This window comes from Gynuella sunshinyii YC6258, assembly GCF_000940805.1.
GTDB classification, from domain to species: Bacteria; Pseudomonadota; Gammaproteobacteria; order Pseudomonadales; family Natronospirillaceae; genus Gynuella; species Gynuella sunshinyii.
In genome coordinates this window covers 3424303-3441868 of sequence record NZ_CP007142.1, presented here as the reverse complement: position 1 = coordinate 3441868, position 17566 = coordinate 3424303, and the positions used below count along the sequence as shown (strand labels likewise).

11 protein-coding genes are annotated in these 17566 nt (G+C 47.5%); 5 read left to right on the top strand and 6 right to left on the bottom strand.

What is annotated here, in order from left to right:
* Window positions 1-60 precede the first annotated feature (60 nt).
* The gene (topA, locus tag YC6258_RS14890; RefSeq protein ID WP_044617686.1) at window positions 61-2682 is read right to left on the bottom strand and encodes a type I DNA topoisomerase; all 2622 of its coding nucleotides are present in this window, start codon (window positions 2680-2682) and stop codon (window positions 61-63) included.
* A gap of 195 nt (window positions 2683-2877) precedes the next feature.
* Here topA and YC6258_RS14885 point away from each other — a divergent pair, with 195 nt between their 5' ends.
* Window positions 2878-3573 (top strand): hypothetical protein, encoded by a 696-nt coding sequence (locus tag YC6258_RS14885; RefSeq protein ID WP_044617685.1) that lies wholly within the window; start codon window positions 2878-2880, stop codon window positions 3571-3573.
* 50 nt (window positions 3574-3623) lie between these two features.
* Here YC6258_RS14885 and fadA read toward each other — a convergent pair whose 3' ends face one another.
* The 5 genes from fadA to YC6258_RS14860 form a co-directional block, all read right to left on the bottom strand.
* On the bottom strand, window positions 3624-4799 hold the full coding sequence (gene fadA, locus YC6258_RS14880; protein ID WP_044617684.1) for an acetyl-CoA C-acyltransferase FadA: 1176 nt from the start codon (window positions 4797-4799) through the stop codon (window positions 3624-3626).
* A 21-nt stretch (window positions 4800-4820) separates the two neighbouring features.
* Window positions 4821-6965, bottom strand: coding sequence for a fatty acid oxidation complex subunit alpha FadB (fadB, locus tag YC6258_RS14875; protein ID WP_044617683.1), 2145 nt, complete (start codon window positions 6963-6965; stop codon window positions 4821-4823).
* Between the two features lie 264 nt (window positions 6966-7229).
* Window positions 7230-7655, bottom strand: a complete 426-nt coding sequence (locus YC6258_RS14870; protein ID WP_044617682.1) for a hypothetical protein — start codon at window positions 7653-7655, stop codon at window positions 7230-7232.
* 56 nt (window positions 7656-7711) lie between these two features.
* Complete coding sequence (locus tag YC6258_RS14865; RefSeq protein WP_044617681.1) at window positions 7712-8416, bottom strand: DUF6901 family protein; 705 nt, start codon at window positions 8414-8416, stop codon at window positions 7712-7714.
* Window positions 8417-8540: 124 nt separating this feature from the next.
* Window positions 8541-10427, bottom strand: coding sequence for an ATP-binding cassette domain-containing protein (locus YC6258_RS14860; protein WP_044617680.1), 1887 nt, complete (start codon window positions 10425-10427; stop codon window positions 8541-8543).
* A 171-nt stretch (window positions 10428-10598) separates the two neighbouring features.
* Here YC6258_RS14860 and YC6258_RS14855 point away from each other — a divergent pair, with 171 nt between their 5' ends.
* The 4 genes from YC6258_RS14855 to YC6258_RS14840 all read left to right on the top strand — a co-directional run bounded on the left by YC6258_RS14855 (window position 10599) and on the right by YC6258_RS14840 (window position 17500).
* Window positions 10599-11714, top strand: a complete 1116-nt coding sequence (locus YC6258_RS14855) for an efflux RND transporter periplasmic adaptor subunit (RefSeq protein ID WP_044617679.1) — start codon at window positions 10599-10601, stop codon at window positions 11712-11714.
* Window positions 11715-11720: 6 nt separating this feature from the next.
* On the top strand, window positions 11721-14870 hold the full coding sequence (locus YC6258_RS14850) for an efflux RND transporter permease subunit (protein WP_044617678.1): 3150 nt from the start codon (window positions 11721-11723) through the stop codon (window positions 14868-14870).
* Window positions 14871-15003: 133 nt separating this feature from the next.
* Window positions 15004-17052, top strand: coding sequence for a lytic transglycosylase domain-containing protein (locus tag YC6258_RS14845; protein WP_082070736.1), 2049 nt, complete (start codon window positions 15004-15006; stop codon window positions 17050-17052).
* Entirely contained in the window at window positions 17018-17500 is a 483-nt protein-coding gene (locus YC6258_RS14840; RefSeq protein ID WP_044617676.1) for a hypothetical protein, read from the top strand. Before YC6258_RS14845 ends, YC6258_RS14840 begins: the two co-directional genes overlap by 35 nt.
* The last annotated feature ends 66 nt before the right edge of the window (window positions 17501-17566 follow it).

Here is a 17566-nt window from a genome sequence, read left to right as displayed (position 1 = left end):
TGATGAGCACTGGTAGCTAGCTAAAAAAGCCCTCACTGAGGGCTTTTTTATGCACAATCATTATTTCTGACCGTCCACCTGCCACTTGTCATTTCGGTAAAAAGCTTTCCAACCTGTCGCCTTACCTTCCACTTCGCTCATAACGTACTGCTCTTTATTCTTACGACTGAAGCGAATGATCGCAGGGTTTCCATCAGGATCATGCGTCGGCGCAGATAACAGGTATTGATATTTCGGATCTATTTCCGATTTATGAGGAATCAGCTCCTGAACCTGAGGCGCGCGGGTTTCACGATTCTTGGGAAACTGGCTAGCGGCCAAAAATAAACCTGAAGCGCCATCCCGAAGAACATAAGTGTCATCCACCTTCTGACATTTAAGTTCCGGCATCGGAATCGGATCCACTTTTGGCGGAGCAGGCTCACCATTTTTCAGCAACTTACGAGTATTTTTACACTCGTCATTCATACACCCAAAATACTTGCCAAACCGACCATTTTTCAGCTGCATTTCAGAACCACAGCGATCGCATTCAAGCACCGGACCATCATACCCTTTAATTTTGTACTCACCCTGCTCGATTTCGTAACCATGGCAATCAGGGTTATTTCCGCATATATGGATTTTTCGATGCTCATCCAAAAGAAAGCTTTCCATCGCTGTATCACAGACAGGACATCTTTTTTTGGCTCTTAACGCTTTACTTTCAGCTTCATCATCCGCATCGGCATCCACCACTTCATCACCAGATATCAGGTTAATAGTGGTTTTACAGCGCTCCTTCGGCGGAAGGTTGTAACCGGTACAACCCAAAAACACCCCCGTACTCCCATTCCGAATGGCCATCTTGCGTCCACATGTCGGGCAATCAATGTCGGTTTCTACCGCCTGATTTGGTCGCATTCCCGCTTCAGCATGATCTAACTGTTGGGTAAAGCCTGCATAAAAGCTATTTAACGTCTCAATCCAATTACGATCACCTTCGGCAATGGCATCCAGCGTCTGCTCCATGTTGGCTGTGAAGTTATAATCCAACAGATCGTTAAAATTCTCGACCAAGCGATCAGTGACAATATCGCCCATTTTTTCTGCATAGAAGCGCTTGTTACGCATGGATACGTAACCCCGCTCCTGAATAGTCGAAATAATGGACGCATAGGTAGACGGTCTGCCGATCCCCCGTTTCTCCAACTCTTTTACCAAAGCCGCTTCAGAATATCTTGGCGCAGGCTTGGTAAAGTGCTGAGAGGGATCCAGAGACAATAGTTTTAAATCATCACCTACCTGCACATCAGGCAAAACAATGTCTTCCTCTTTTTTCAGAGACTGACTCAAAACCTTGGTATAACCGTCAAACACCAGAATTCGGCCTTTGGTCTTGAGTTCAAACTCTCCTGCCCTGGCAGTGATGGTAGAGCTTTTATATTTAGCTGGCGTCATCTGGCACGCAACGAAACGTCTCCATATAAGTTCATAGAGGCGTTCGGCATCGCGTTCCATATTCGACAGCTGGGTTGAGGACACATTGACATCAGATGGACGAATAGCCTCGTGAGCCTCTTGTGCACTCGCAGAACTACCATACTGAACAGGACTCTTGGGAAGGTACTGGTCACCATAGTTACCTTCGATATAATCTCTTACCGCCGTTATGGCATCCTGACTCAGATTAGTAGAGTCCGTCCGCATGTACGTAATATAACCCGCTTCATATAAGCGCTGTGCCAGCATCATGGTTTTCTTGACACTGAAACCCAGCCGAGTACTGGCAGCCTGCTGCAAGGTAGATGTAATAAATGGTGCACTTGGTTTGCTGGAGGTAGGCTTATCCTCACGATCTGCAACTGAAATCGGCACCCCTTCCAACAGAGCCACCATGCGATCGCTGTCCGCCTTATTCGTAGGACGATAGCTTTCGCCCGCATGCTTAACCACTTCCAGACGCAGCTCATCTTTTTTTCCAGGCAACTGGGTATTGGCAAACAGTTGCCAAAACTCTTCCGGGGTAAATGCCCGGATCTCCCGCTCCCGCTCAACAATCAGCCGCACCGCCACAGACTGAACACGACCCGCAGACAAACCTCTGGCAACTTTGCTCCAAAGCAATGGCGAGACCATAAATCCCACAACACGATCCAAAAAGCGGCGGGCCTGTTGGGCATTTACACGGTCAATATCCAACGAACCTGGCGCCGAGAACGCATCTTTAATGGCATTCTTGGTAATCTCGTTAAATACCACTCGCTTATACTTATCTTCGCTTCCACCAATAGACTCACGAAGGTGCCAGGCAATTGCCTCCCCTTCTCTATCCAAGTCCGTCGCGAGATAAATAGTGTCCGCATCTTTGGCAAGACGCTTAAGCTCATCAACAACTTTCTCTTTGCCTGGCAATACCTGGTACTGCGCCGCCCAGTTGTTCTCCGGGTTCACACCCATTCTGGTAAACAACTGTTCTTTGGTCTTCTGACGGCGATGTTTTTCCTTTTCCTCGGGGCTCATCTTGCGGGTCGCTGCCGCAGCTTTGGCACGCTCTTTGGGATCAGTCTTGCTTGCCTGACCACCAACGGGGAGATCTCGGATATGACCAATGGAACTCTTAACGACGTACTCTTTTCCAAGATATTTATTGATTGTTTTAGCTTTCGCAGGCGACTCAACGATAACCAGCGATTTACCCATAAGTGATTCCCGTATAGTTCAACTGAACAAAAAAATAACACTGACAATATGACAAAGGCGCGAGGTATATCTTTTTAAATCATCCGGGTCAAGCCGGATCTAATTATTCAGGTTAGAATAAAAACACTCGTTCAGAAACCCTAAAACACTGCTAGACTTAGGAAAATCCTTTTTAACCCTTATCAGAATGTCCTCATGGTTTGGTTGACACTACTTGTTTTTACCCTGTTTCTATTAATGGTATTCGGGCTTTGGATCTCCAAAAAAGCAGCAATACGGGAACAACAGGAACGCGAACTCAAAGCCAAGCTCAGGAAACTCAAACAACTGGCAAACGATACCGAAGATATCATTAATGTACTCAAACACTATGATGGAGACCCCGCTTTATTGGCCATCATCAGTGAATATTTTTTATCCGAACATGAACAACGCGCAGCCCTGGCACCACATGACAGAAGCGTCACATCCGAACTGGAAAGAGCCAGACTAATGTGCGAGGAACTCAATGGTGAAGCCATAGAGGCTGAGGTTCCAACTAATGACCGCCAGATCGCCGAACTCAAGCGTTATGCCGTTAAAACTTACAAACTACTACGTTATATGCGCCACCGTCATGTCATTTCTGACCATGACATGATGGCGCACACGCACCGGCTAAGGAAAAAAGTTTTAACACTGGAAGTCCAGGCATACCTGAATCAGGGAGAAAAGAGCCAAAAAGAGGAGGATTACATTTCCGCGGCAAACTACTACAAACACGCCAAGGACTTATTATTGTCCAGTGACATTTCTTATGACGGTAAAACTCAGGAAATTAAACGAATCTCAAAGCTCATCTCAGGCATTTTTGCATCCGAAGAAGACAAGAAGGAGGACTCAGAAGCTTGATAAAAAAATACCCGGAATCCTTTCCGGGATATCTGAATCGCTAGATCAAATCATACTCGCTCGATAATCGTCGAGATGCCTTGTCCCAAACCAATGCACATGGTCGCCAATCCAAATTGACCGTCTTTCTGCTCCATCACGTTAAGTAAAGTACCTGTAATTCTCGCACCAGAACAACCAAACGGATGACCAAGTGCAATTGCACCGCCATGCAGATTTACTTTTTCATCCATCTTGTTCAGCAATTTCAGATCCTTCAACACTGGTAGCGACTGCGCCGCAAATGCCTCATTCAACTCAACGAAATCGATGTCATCAATAGACATTCCTGCACGCTCAAGTGCCTTCAGAGTTGAAGGTACCGGTCCGTATCCCATAATTGAGGGATCAACCCCGGCAACCGCCATGGCTCTGATAACCGCCCGTGGTTTTAGATCCAGCTCTTTGGCCATTTTGGCGCTGACCACCAACATTGCAGAAGCACCGTCACTGATCTGAGATGACGAACCTGCTGTCACAGTACCGTTTTTAGGATCAAATACCGGCCGAAGTTCCGCCAGCTTTTCAACAGTTGTGTCTGCGCGAATCGTCTCGTCATGATCAAGCAGAAACGGAGCACCATTGGAGTCATGCCCCTGTACCGGCAGGATTTCATTTTTAAAAAAGCCTTTAACGGTGGCTTCATGGGCCCGTTGATGAGAACGAAAACTAAATTCATCTTGAGCCTCACGGGTAATACCGTGTATCTTGCCCAGTAGCTCAGCCGTTAACCCCATCATTCCAGACGCTTTGGCTGCTTTTTTGGACAACGTTGGATTGGGGTCGACACCATGCATCATTTCCACATGCCCCATATGCTCTACACCACCAATAACAAACATGTCTCCAAAACCTGTCTGAATACCCTGTGCCGCCGTATGCAGTGCTGACATAGATGATCCGCACAACCGACTGACGGTCTGAGCAGATGAGGTATGAGGAATACGTGTCAGCAAAGACATCATGCGGGCAATGTTCCATCCCTGCTCCATGGTCTGATTAACACACCCCCATATCACATCTTCAACCAGCTCAGGATTGGCATTTGGGTTGCGGTCGAATAATGCATCAACCAAAACAGCGGATAAATTTTCTGCGCGCGTATTCCGAAATGAACCACCTTTGGATCGCCCCATTGGTGTCCGGACAAAGTCGATAATTACGGCATCATTGTCTTTAAGATTCATGAATGCTCCCCCTCTGGCTGATTAAAAGAATGTTTCATTGTTTTTTGCCATCTCGGCCAGTTTTGCCGTTGGCTGATAGAGGGCACCCAGATCAGCAAATTTCTCAGCCTGCGCCAGGAATTCAGCTACACCCATGTCATCTATGTACTTAAGGGCACCGCCACGGAATGGAGGAAAACCGATGCCATATACCAATCCCATATCAGCTTCTGCTGCGGTTGAAACAATACCGTCTTCCAGGCAACGCACTGTTTCCAGACAGAGCGGTATCATCATGCGGGCAATAATGTCCTCGTCGGTCATTTCAACTTCAGCGGTCTGAACCGGCTTAATCAGTTCATAGCTTTCAGGGTCAGTAGCTTTCTTCTGCTTACCTTTTTTATCCAGCTCATAACGATAAAAACCGACACTGCTTTTTTGGCCATAACGTTTGTGTTCATACATAACCTGGATGGCACTGGTGAAATCCTGAGCCATACGGTCAGGGAACCCGGCAGCCATAACCTCTTGGGCATGAACACCCGTATCGATACCGACAACATCCATCAGATATGCCGGCCCCATTGGCCACCCAAACTTTTCCATAACCTTATCGATACGCTGAAAATCAACACCATCACGAACCAGCATGGCAAATCCGCCAAAATATGGAAATAGAATACGATTCACCAAAAACCCTGGACAATCGTTGACAACGATTGGAGTTTTTCCAAGCTTCTGCGCATAAGCCACGACAGTAGCCACTGTCTGATCACTGGTTTTTTGACCACGAATCACTTCTACCAACGGCATACGATGGACGGGGTTAAAGAAATGCATTCCACAGAAGTTTTCAGGTCTTTTCAGTGCAGTAGACAGCTCAGTAATGGAAATAGTGGAAGTGTTTGAAGCCAAAACCTTGTCTTGTCCAATTTGACCTTCTGCTTCGGCCAATACGGATTTTTTGATTTTGGGGTTTTCGACTACAGCCTCAACCACGACGTCAACGTCACCAAAATCACCATAACTGAGTGTTGGTCGGATATCGTTTAAAATCGTAGCCATATCCATCGTTTTCAGGCGTCCCCGTTCCACCTGTTTGGAAGTCAGCTTGGCAGCCTCATCCAATCCCAACTTGATGCCAGCTTCGTTAATATCCTTCATCAATATGGGAATATGCTTTGAAGCGGACTGATAGGCAATTCCGCCCCCCATGATCCCAGCCCCGAGAACAGCGGCTTTTTTTACATCAGCTGCTTCAGCCTGCCATTTCTTGGCGGTCTTTTTCAGGTACTGGTCTTTCAGAAACAGACCTATCAGATTCTCCGCCACCTTGGTTTTGGCCACTTTGGCGAAGCCGCGGGCTTCTGTTTCAACAGCCTGGTCACGGGTTTGAGAAGCGTGTTTCTGAATGGCCTTGATGGCAGTCACAGGAGCCGGATAATGCGGACCGGCTTTGGCAGCCACAAACCCTTTCGCAGTCTCAAATGCCATCATGCCTTCTATGTTATTCAGCTGCAGCTCGGCCTTTTTTTCCTGCTTGCGGGCACGAAAATCAAGCTCACCGTTTGCAGCCCTGAGGGCCATCTGCCGGGCAGCAGCAGTCAAGCCATCAAGTTCTACCACACCATCCACAGCGCCATCTTTTAAAGCATCATTGGCTCGCTTTTCACTGCCAGAGCAAATCCACTCAATAGCATTATCCGCACCGATCAGACGGGATAACCTGACCGTACCGCCAAAGCCGGGAAAGATTCCTAACTTGACTTCTGGCAACCCCACTTTGGCCGCTGGTGCCATGAGACGATAATCCGTTGCCAAAGCCAGCTCAAAACCGCCACCCAGGCAAATACCGTTAATGGCCGTCACAGTTGGTACTTCGAGATCTTCCAGGCTGTTAAAAATCCCATGGGTTTTAAGCAGGTCGCTGACAATCTCTTCTTCCGACAGTGCAAACATGGCACCAAATTCAGTGATATCCGCACCAACGACAAACGATTCTTTAGCACTGGTGACAATGACACCTTTGACTTCTGAACTGGCAGCGATTGCCTCTACTGCCTGTTTCAACTCTGTAATCGCATCTCGATTAAATTTATTGATTGATTCATTTTTCAGGTCAAATTTGAGTTCAGCGATGCCGTCTGTACCCAAAGTCACTGAAAAAGCGTCTCCATTGAAGATCATCCAACAGGCCTCCTGTAGGGATTTATAGTTGTTATTCAGAAGTCATGATCAGACAAATCCCGGTCACAACCAGGACTTCATATCCTGATTCAAGGACTCGGGGTAAAACTGTCATGGAAAAAGCAATGACTTCAAACAATGGTTTCAAACAAGTGTTTGAATCTGCTCATAAACTAGCCTCAAAAGGTTGCTCGTGGCAAGCACTCTTTGAAAATCTGTTAGCGAATGGAAACAAAGCTACTATTAACAGTAGATGATTGAAACTTAGTAAGGAATATCCGACAGCAGCAACTGTTTGACTTGCGGATATTCATCAGGATTATATTCATCCCAAATGACACCGACATAATCATGAGTCAGCTCAATACCCATAATGGACTCTGGAAGCTGCTGCAATAATGACGTGAGTGACTGTGCTTGCGCTTCTTCAAGCCGCTGTCCTGTTCCCCATACCCATGAGTCCGGCAAGTAAATACCGCTCTCACCACTGGTTCGTAATAGCAACAGAGAATGCCCAGTGTCCCTTTTTGTATAACGGCGATAACTGAATGCTGACCGTGATAACTTGTTCAGACGGCCATCAATGGATAAATCCTGAATCTGGCAGCTCTGAACATGCAGACCATCAGCAAGCGCCTGCATTCTAAGGGCTGCCAGACGCTTATCCTTCGCTGAAGGTTTTACCCACATTACCGCTCCGTATACCAACATAATGGATAGGACGATAATAACGATACTGAGCACAACTACTCCCCTTCGAATGGACCGAGATCGGTTTCTTCCAGAAATGCTGGTCGCACTTTTGCCAACTGCGCTTCAAGACTGAAACTGACGCTGCTCGACATAGCGAAAAAACTAAGCAGCGCTTTCAGATTGGAGTCTCCTGGAGAGCCGTTATTTACCCGTTGCCATAAAGCCTGGTTCACCAGGCGCAACTCCTGGTTCAACGCAATCAGCCCTTTTAAATCCCAGTCAGCCTGGTTTCTGGACTGCCGGTGATAAAACTGGCGTAACAAATAGGTTCCCACAGAACGAATAATAAATTCACTCTGATTGGTAAACGGCAGGTGAGTGTATGCCATCGGCCGGAGCTTGCTCAAAATCGGACAGTTACTTTCCGCCATAATCAGCCCCATCAAGGATCGCAAGCCTTCTTCAATACCGGTTACTTTTCGATACTCGCGCTCTGGAGTAAGCACATGTACATCGACTTTCCGCATCGCAGGTAAACGACTGAAGTCCTCAATGACCCGCTCCATATCCACTGCCGCTGGACAGTATTTATGGTCTTTTGCGGATAATGGGCAGTTGCTGCACTGACAGTTTTTCAACTCAGTCCAGCTCGCTGGTTTACTGGCTCGGGTGGTACTGTTTTTAGAGTTATCCGGATCAATGAGATACGACAGACACGCTTCGTCATCCTGGAAATAAAAACGATACTCTATCGCCATTTGTTCTCCCTAGTTCTCGGTTACAACAAAATACCGATGTTGAATTAAGCCATTGAATACTAACATTTACTTTTTTTCGAAAGTGGAATTAATCGCCAAATTCACTTGCGAAACTCATAGTTCATTAATTTTGCATATCTTCCAGTTCCACCCATCTCTCCATGGCTGCTTCCAACTGTTGCTCTGTCTCCTCCATCGCCGCCAAAGTGGACTGCACTGCGTCCTGCGGCCGGGTATAAAAGTCACTTTGACTGATTTCCTCCTGAAGTATAGTCAAGCGTTGTTCAAGCTGTTCAATTTTGTTGGGTAACTCATCATATTCAACTTTCAACTTATAGCTCAGTTTCCTGTTTTTTACCGGACCGGCTTTTTTCCTTACGTCACTTTTCTGCAAGTTTTTTTGACTTGCATCACCTGCTTCAGCCGGTTTTCTACCCGCACGCGCGCGGTACCAGTCGCTATATCCTCCCACCCACTCCGAAATCTTACCCTGTTGTTCAAAAACCCAAGTTTGTGTGGCCACGGCATCCACAAACTCACGGTCATGGCTGACCAGCAGCAGTGTTCCTGGAAAATCAATCAACAGCTCTTCGAGCAACTCCAGGGTCTCCATATCGAGATCATTGGTTGGTTCGTCGAGAATCAAAAGATTAGCGGGCCGGGTGAAAAGCCGAGCCAGCAGTACCCGATTTCTTTCACCACCGGACAGTGCTTTTATCGGGCTACGAGCCCGGTCAGGAGAAAACAAGAAATCCTGCAAATAGCTATAGATATGTTTACTGACACCATTCACAACAATCTGATCATTACCTTCCGCAACCGTGTCCAGTACCGTTCTTTCAGGATCAAGATGCTCTTGAGTCTGATCAAAATAGGCTATTTCCAGTTTAGTGCCCTGTTTGACCTGACCTGTATTCGGAACCAGTTCGCCCAGCAATAGCTTGATCAACGTTGACTTGCCAACACCATTTGGACCAATAAAAGCGATTTTGTCTCCCCGCTCTACCAACGTGGAAAAATTCTCCACTACCTTGTTCTCGGCATAAGCAAAACTGAGTTGCTCGACCTCAAAGACCATTTTGCCGGATTTGTCAGCGGCAGATATCTGCAGGCTGGCTTTACCTTGGCGCTCGATCCGTTGTTTACGCTGTTCTCTCAGTGCTTTCAGAGCTCGCACTCGCCCTTCATTACGGGTCCTTCGTGCTTTTATCCCCTGACGAATCCAGACTTCCTCTTGAGATAACTTTTTATCAAACAGTTGGTTTTGCCGTTCTTCCTCTTCCAACAGCTTGGCTTTTAATTGCAGATAATCATGATAGTTTCCATTGAAGCTGGTCAGCTGCCCGCGATCCAGCTCAATAATCCGGGTGGCCAGTGCATCGATAAAACGCCGGTCGTGGGAAATGAAAACGACAGTACCTCGATAGGAAGAAAAAAACTGTTCCATCCATAAGATAGCTTCGATATCCAGGTGGTTGGTCGGCTCGTCCAATAACAGGACATCAGGATCACGCAACAATGCCTGTGCCAGCAAAACTCTCCGCCGCCAACCACCGGACAAGTCCTTAACCATCACCTCGCCATCCAGTCCCAATCGGCTCAGTACCTGATTTACACTGGTATCAAGCGACCAGCCTCCCCGGACATCAATCTCATGGTGAAGTCGGTCAACTTCGGCAGACCCGGGATCCTGTTCAATCAGCAGATTCCAGGAGTTTATTAGTTCCACCAATTCCGGGTCGCTGTTGTAAACCATCGTTCGGACAGTGACGTCCAAGCGCTCTGGAAGCGTTTGTTGCAAGTAACCAATGCGAGTACTTTGGGGAATCCGGATGATGCCGGAGTCTGGGACATTTTCACCTGTCAGCAGTTTAAGCAGTGAGGATTTGCCGGTGCCATTACGGCCAACGATACAAAGCCGCTCTCCCGAATCAATATTCAGGGTCGCTTGATTGAGTAAGGGAATAGAGCCATATGCCAGGGAAACCTGGTCTAGTGTTATCAGTGCCATGTATCACTCCAAAAGACGAACAGCCATTATATATGTATTAACGTCGAATTAGGATTGCACCCGGGTCTCATCCTGAACGAGGAAAATGGCAGTTCTCTTGAAAATAAGCATTGTTACTATATTGTATGAACGTTTGAGCCCAACTCTCCTGCTATTACTGAGATTCTATGTATGAAAATTAATGTCGGTGTTGTTGTCGCCTGGTTTATTGCTTTATCCCTGACCGGATGGATTATTTCAGGCTCTTTTGCATCCACTTCACCTCCCGCTGAGACAGACACTCAGCTGACTCAAACAGAAAAAACAGCCCGGGTACAGGCGTCTGTCCTGAACGCCAAGCTCATAACAAAAACGCTGACCTTAAACGGCCAGACGGTAGCCAAGCGGGTTGTCGACATCAAAGCCGAGTCCACTGGCAAAATAATAGAGCTGAATGTTGAGAAAGGTGACTGGGTAAAAGCCGGTACCATATTAATGAAACTGGACCCTAATGACCTGGACTCACAACTGAAATCAGCCAAGGCTTTGGAAAGCCAAAGGAAAATGGAGTATGACGGCGCTGTTCAGTTAAACAAACAGGGACTGCAAAATGCCACTCAGCTGGCTGGCACCCTGACACTTTACGAGCAGGCCAAAGCCGCGACCGAGAGTTTGAAAATTCAACTCCAGGATACTGTGGTAAAGGCACCCTTTGATGGTTACGTCAATAACCGTAATGCTGAACTGGGCAGTTATGTCACCACCGGAACAGAGGTGATTGAGCTGATCAGCTTTTCTCCGATGCTGATTAGTGTTCAGGTATCTGAAAACAATATCGCAGCCATCCAGTTAGGCCAGACAGCAAAGGCCAAACTGGTGGATGATACAGAAGTGGAAGGCAAAATCTCTTTTATATCAGCAAGTTCTAATCCTGCCACCCGTACCTTTCAGGTGGAAATGGAAGTAACAACACCCGTGGCACAGCCGGTTGCAGGCGCATCCGCCACCTTGGAGCTGCCTATAAAGTCGGCGATGGCGCACTATATTTCTCCGGCACTTCTGATTCTGGACGATAACGGTCAGCTGGGCATCAAAACCATTAATGACCAGAACGTTGTCGAATTCCATAACGTCAGCCTCGCCGAAACCACCCCCAGAGGTATTTGGGTAACTGGCTTACCATCAACCACCAAAGTGATCACTGTGGGGCAGGGTTTCGTCAAAGTGGGCGAAACAGTAGAGCCAACATTTGAGACGGATGCCGAGCCAGAACAGGACAATTCCGCTATCAGTAAAATACAGGGATAAAAATCGATGAACGGATTAATTTCATCAGTCCTCGCACGTTCAAGAACCGTGGTACTGCTGTCGATTCTATTATTTATCAGCGGCCTGTTCTCATTCATGAGTATTTCCAAAGAATCCATGCCGGATGTCACCATACCGGTTTCTTATATCTCCATGCCGCTGACAGGGGTATCACCTGAAGACGCTGATTCCATGTTGGTGTCGCCAATGGAGAAAGAGATTAAGAGTATTGAAGGGCTCTCCAAGTACACCTCCATTGCATCCGAAGGACACGCATCGATTACACTGGAATTTGATGCCGACGTTGATATCGACCAGGCACTATCCGATACCCGTGAAGCAGTAGACCGGGCCAAAAGCGAACTGCCCAGTGAAGCTGATGACCCAACTGTACACGAAATCAATGTGGCATTGTTTCCGATCCTTTCTATTGCTATTTCCGGTAACGTCGACGAACGGGTACTGAAAACCATCGCTGAAGATCTGCAAGAGAAACTGGAAGCACTGCCGAGTGTGCTGGAGGCGAATATTAACGGCACCCGGGAGGAAGTGGCGGAAATTGTGGTGGATCCACAACTGATGGCTTCTTATAACCTGTCCCATTCAGAGCTGATTAATCTTATTACCTCCAATAACCAGCTGATCACCGCAGGAAACCTGGATAGCAGTGCCGGTCGTTTTGCAGTAAAAGTCCCTGGTCTGATTGAAACAGAAGAGGAAATTCTCAACCTTCCCGTTAAAGTGGATGGCACGACAGTGGTCCGATTCAGAGATGTAGCCTTCGGACAACGTTCTTATAAAGACAGAAAAACAATCTCCAGAGTCAACGGCCAGCCCGCGGTAACACTTGAGATTGTCAAGCGGGTCGGTCAGAACATTATTGATACGGTCGGGGACGTAAAACAAGTCGTCGAGGAAACACAGAGCTATTGGCCTTCCGGCATTAAAGTCAGTTTCTTTCAGGACCAGTCCACCGAGACCAAATCACAGCTGAGCGACCTGTTCAACAACGTTCTATTTGCCACCATTCTGGTATTTGTTGTGTGTGTATCAGCCTTGGGCTTGAGATCAGGATTTTTAGTTGGCCTGGCCATCCCCACTTCGTTTCTGGCGGGAATCCTGATCCTGAATTTTATGGGCTACACCCTGAACATGGTTGCACTGTTTGGCCTTATTATGACGGTGGGAATGCTGGTCGACGGCGCGATCGTTGTCACCGAGTACGCTGATCGCAGAATGAACGAAGGGGCCGGCCGCAGAACCGCCTACCGTGAAGCCGCTGTTCGCATGGCATGGCCGATTATTTCCTCCACTGCCACGACACTGGTGGTATTTCTACCATTGCTGTTCTGGCCCGGAATCATGGGCGAGTTCATGAAATACCTGCCGATTACCATTCTCATTACGCTGACATCCTCGCTGGTTGTCGCGTTGTTGGTGATTCCCACGTTCGGCTTCCTGATCGGTAAACCTTCACCAATGTCAGAGAAACAGAAATCGCAGACCAACGCACTGGCCCATGGAGACTTGTCCAAACTGACTGGCGGAACCCGGTTTTATGTATCACTGTTAAAACCGGCCCTGAATAAGCCTTACACCACATTTGGACTGGTCTGCCTGTTTGCAGTAAACATATTTATTTTCTTTATTGGCAACAACAACGGCATCGTGTTTTTTCCAGAGATGGACTCCAGCTTTGGTTCAGTTGCTGTTCGCGCCAGAGGGAATCTGTCACTGGAGGAAAAAGATGCGCTGGTCCGGCAGGCAGAAGGTGAAGTTCTCGGAATGCCCGAACTGGCAACGGTCTATTCTAAAACTTCGGTCTCTGCGGAGCGTGAATATCCGGAAGACACCATTGGCGTTATCAGTGTCGAAATGATCGACTGGCAATTACGCCGCCCCAGTGTGCAGGTACTGAATGAAATGGTTGCCAGGACTTCCCGAATTCCAGGCATCGAAGTGGAGAAACACGAAGCCCAGATGGGCCCGACTGCCGGTGTGGATATGCAGCTTGAGCTGGTTTCCAATAATCTTGCGGACCTTCAGAACACCACGGCAATGATTACCCGGAAATTGAATGAAGACCCCAGATTTGTCGACGTTTCCGATAATCTGCCATTGGAAGGTATCGAGTGGCAGGTTGATGTGAACCGGGAATCCGCTTCGCGTTATGGAGCCAATCTTTCACTGGTGGGTTCTTCCATTAAAATGGTGACCGGCGGACTCGTGATCGGCAGCTATCGACCGGGTGACACAGATGACGAGTTGGATATCCTGCTGCGTTACCCTTACAACGAACGCAATCTCGATCAAATCGATACCTTGACGGTCACCGTCAATAATCAACAGGTTCCGATTTCCAACTTCATGGTCAGCAAAGCCAACAACAAAAAAGGGGAAATATTCCGCTCCGACGGCAAAATGTCTTTAAAGGTTAAGGCTAATGCTGCCGACGGTCAGCGGGTCGACATGCTGATTGCTGATCTGGGAACACAATTAAAGCAGATGTACGAGAACGGGGAAATTCCGTCCACGGTTGCCTTCAAGTTCATTGGTGACCAGGAAGATCAGGCCGAAACCGGACAGTTCCTGATAAAAGCATTTGTTATTGCCTTTTTCTTGATGATTATTGTTCTGGTGACACAATTTAACAGCCTGTATCAGACAGCGCTTGTACTGAGTGCCGTATTTTTCTCAACCGCCGGCGTCCTGCTTGGATTGCTGGTGACCGGCGAACAGTTCGGTATCGTCATGTGCGGAGTTGGCATCATCGCCCTGGCGGGGATCGTGGTGAATAACAACATCGTGCTGATCGACACATTTAATGTTATCCGTGCACAGAATGTCCCGGCAATCGAGGCAGCACTACTGACTTGCGCGCAGCGCCTGAGACCCATTCTGCTGACCACCATCACAACTATTCTGGGTCTGGTACCAATGGTGTTTCAATGGAACATTGACTTCATCAACCGGGACTTTACTGTCGGCGCTCCATCCTCAGCGATGTGGTCGCAACTATCGACAGCTATTGCCGGCGGACTCACTTTCACGACAGTTCTGACCCTGTTTCTGACGCCAGCGCTGTTGGTTATCAAAGAACGCCGGGTTGATAAAAAAAGAGACAGACAGGAGCAACAACAAACAGCGAGCCTTTAATAACGGCATCCTGTCAACCTTGGCGGGAATTGTAAAATTCCCGCCGATTCCCACATTTTTGCCGGTTTCTTCTTGAACAATACTTTTCCGCCGATAAGCTGATTCATTAAAATCTGTTGATATTTTAGTGAATATGACAATCACAAGACGACATCAGCTAAGTTTGTTTCTTCTGGGGATTTACTTCTCCATCTGTTCTGTGCAGAGCATCGCCTATTCCCAGGAAACCTATGCCAGACAACGGGAATATTTTGACGCCGCTTCCGAAGCCCTGAGTCGCAACGACCTCCGGCAGTACCATAAACTGAGAAAGAAGCTGCATGGTTATCTGCTGCTTGACTATCTCGACTATGAATACCTGATGTCTGCTAACGACGCTCTGAACAAGCAGAGCCTTGCACTCTACAAAACCAGTTATCAAAACCGCAGACTGGAAGATCGCCTGACAGTAGCGTGGATCAAGAAAGAATATCAACAACAACACTGGGATGTTCTGGCAGAAACTCATATTCCACTATGGGGTGACGAACTGCGTTGCATCGCTCTGGATGTACAACTACACACGCAACCCGACAACATTGATTTTAAGAACGTTCAAAAACTATGGAATGTGGGCAAACCTCAGAGTTCAGCTTGTGACAATGTTTTTGCCTATTGGATTGAAAAACAAGGTGTTCCGGCACCTGTTGCATTTAACCGCTTCGTACTCGCGCTGAAAAATGATCATATTCCGTTGGCCCAGTATCTGAGTTCAGATTTTCACCCCCCCTACTCTAACTACGCCGATATCTTTTTAAAGATAGAGGAACAGCCTCAATTGCTGGCAGACCTGAACTGGCTGCCTAAAAATACACCGTTCTACCCGGATCTTATTTTCCACGGTATTAACCGTCTGATTTCTGTGGACACCGATACCGCCCTGGATGTGTGGCCGCTGTACCGAAAACAGTTTTTAAACCTGGATCAGGAAGCCTATAAACAGGTTATTGCCGGTATTGATCATCGCATTGCCACGAGACTGGCTCGATCACTGGATCCCCGGGCCGGCGCATGGCTCGAATTGATTGAAAATCCAGATGCCACGATCTCGACATTTCAGTTCCGTTCTGCACTGGAACAAAATCAATGGCAGAGCGCGGCGACCTTTTTGGATTCGGCAGACTTTCCTCATTACCAGTATCAATACTGGAAAATCCGGCTGGAGGAGCTGATGAATCAGCAACCTGACAAAACAGTTAAGGATGAATACAGGCAATTGACAGATAACCGTAACTATTACAGCTTCCTGAGTGCTGACAGAGTGGGTTTAAACTACCAATACCACCCAATCAACTACACAGCAGACAATATTCGATACGGTCAGTTACTAAAAGACAGCAACATCCAAAAAGCTCTGGAACTTTTCAGCCTGAACCGGACCAGCGATGCTCGTTATCATTGGTCCCTGGCAGCCAAAAAGTTTGACCTGAATATATTACCAACAGCTGCCAGACTGGCATCGGACTGGAACTGGTATTATCAGGCAATTTCGACACTGTCATCTGGTGCATTGTGGGATTACGTTGATATGCGTTTTCCGCGAGGACATGAAGCCGCTTTTAAAACAATTGCTACCCGGCACTCCGTACCCGTTGCCTGGCTCTGGGCCATTACGCGCCAGGAAAGTGCATTTAATTATCAGGCGATATCTCCGGCTGGGGCCAGAGGATTAATGCAGGTAATGCCAAGTACTGCCAGACATGTCGCCCGAAAGTACCAGATCCCTTATCAGGGCTCAGAAGAACTGCTGGACCCCGAACTATCCATCGAAATTGGTGCCACTTACCTGCAGGATCTGCTGAACCGTTTTGATGGCAACCTGATTCTGGCAACTGCAGCCTACAATGCGGGCCCGCACCGGGTTTCACAATGGCTTAAAGGCAGAGAGAATCAACCATTTGATGTATGGATAGAAACCATTCCCTTCAGTGAAACCCGGGAATACGTAAAAAATGTACTGACCTATAAGGCGATTTACAGCCATCAGATCAGTCAGGACTTTCGCCTCAACCCCCAATTTGGAGTCGTGCCCAGCATCAGTGAGTGGCAGGACAGAAGCCAATCTGTGAACTATGCTCAGTTTAAGAGTAACGGGCAAGACGCAGACAATGACACATCCTCACCAACTCCAAACATTAATTAAAGTTTCTGTTGCACAAATCAAATGCATCGTTGCAGACAGCAATCAATCGGTTACTGAGTTAACCGATGCATTTATCGGTATCGCTGGAATCATCGAAAAGCTGCGACAAACCGATAAACCCCAGGCAATGGATATCGACAAGGATCTGCACGAGCTATATCAGAAAGTCCACCAGGGAATCGTCGCCTTCCAGTTTTTTGACCGCATGTCACAGAGACTGGAGCATGTCACCGATACCCTGGAGAAAGTTGAACACTACCAGCAGCACGAACAACAGGATGCCAGCGCGTTGCTGGTACAACTTCGTACTGCTCTGACCAGTGAGTCAGAACGGATAGTGTTTGATCAGGTCATGCATGGGCATTCCGTGACCACAGCCCTGCAAAGCTATCTGCAATATGAGCAGGAACACCTCAGAAAACACGATCAGGATATTGAATTGTTTTAGCAGAATAACCAACTTGGGTTTAAATGGTTTGTTGCAACTGTCTGCAACAAATATGATAACGCGGAT

Bases quoted from the DNA above. Each gene is read 5' to 3' on its own strand.
- YC6258_RS14850 (WP_044617678.1), top strand. From the start codon at position 11,721: ATGAACGGATTAATTTCATCAGTCCTCGCACGTTCAAGAACCGTGGTA.
- YC6258_RS14855 (WP_044617679.1), top strand. From the start codon at position 10,599: ATGAAAATTAATGTCGGTGTTGTTGTCGCCTGGTTTATTGCTTTATCC.
- YC6258_RS14840 (WP_044617676.1), top strand. From the start codon at position 17,018: ATGACACATCCTCACCAACTCCAAACATTAATTAAAGTTTCTGTTGCA.
- YC6258_RS14845 (WP_082070736.1), top strand. From the start codon at position 15,004: ATGACAATCACAAGACGACATCAGCTAAGTTTGTTTCTTCTGGGGATT.
- YC6258_RS14865 (WP_044617681.1), bottom strand. From the start codon at position 8,416: ATGGCGATAGAGTATCGTTTTTATTTCCAGGATGACGAAGCGTGTCTG.
- YC6258_RS14860 (WP_044617680.1), bottom strand. From the start codon at position 10,427: ATGGCACTGATAACACTAGACCAGGTTTCCCTGGCATATGGCTCTATT.
- fadB (WP_044617683.1), bottom strand. From the start codon at position 6,965: ATGATCTTCAATGGAGACGCTTTTTCAGTGACTTTGGGTACAGACGGC.
- fadA (WP_044617684.1), bottom strand. From the start codon at position 4,799: ATGAATCTTAAAGACAATGATGCCGTAATTATCGACTTTGTCCGGACA.
- topA (WP_044617686.1), bottom strand. From the start codon at position 2,682: ATGGGTAAATCGCTGGTTATCGTTGAGTCGCCTGCGAAAGCTAAAACA.
- YC6258_RS14870 (WP_044617682.1), bottom strand. From the start codon at position 7,655: ATGTGGGTAAAACCTTCAGCGAAGGATAAGCGTCTGGCAGCCCTTAGA.
- YC6258_RS14885 (WP_044617685.1), top strand. From the start codon at position 2,878: ATGGTTTGGTTGACACTACTTGTTTTTACCCTGTTTCTATTAATGGTA.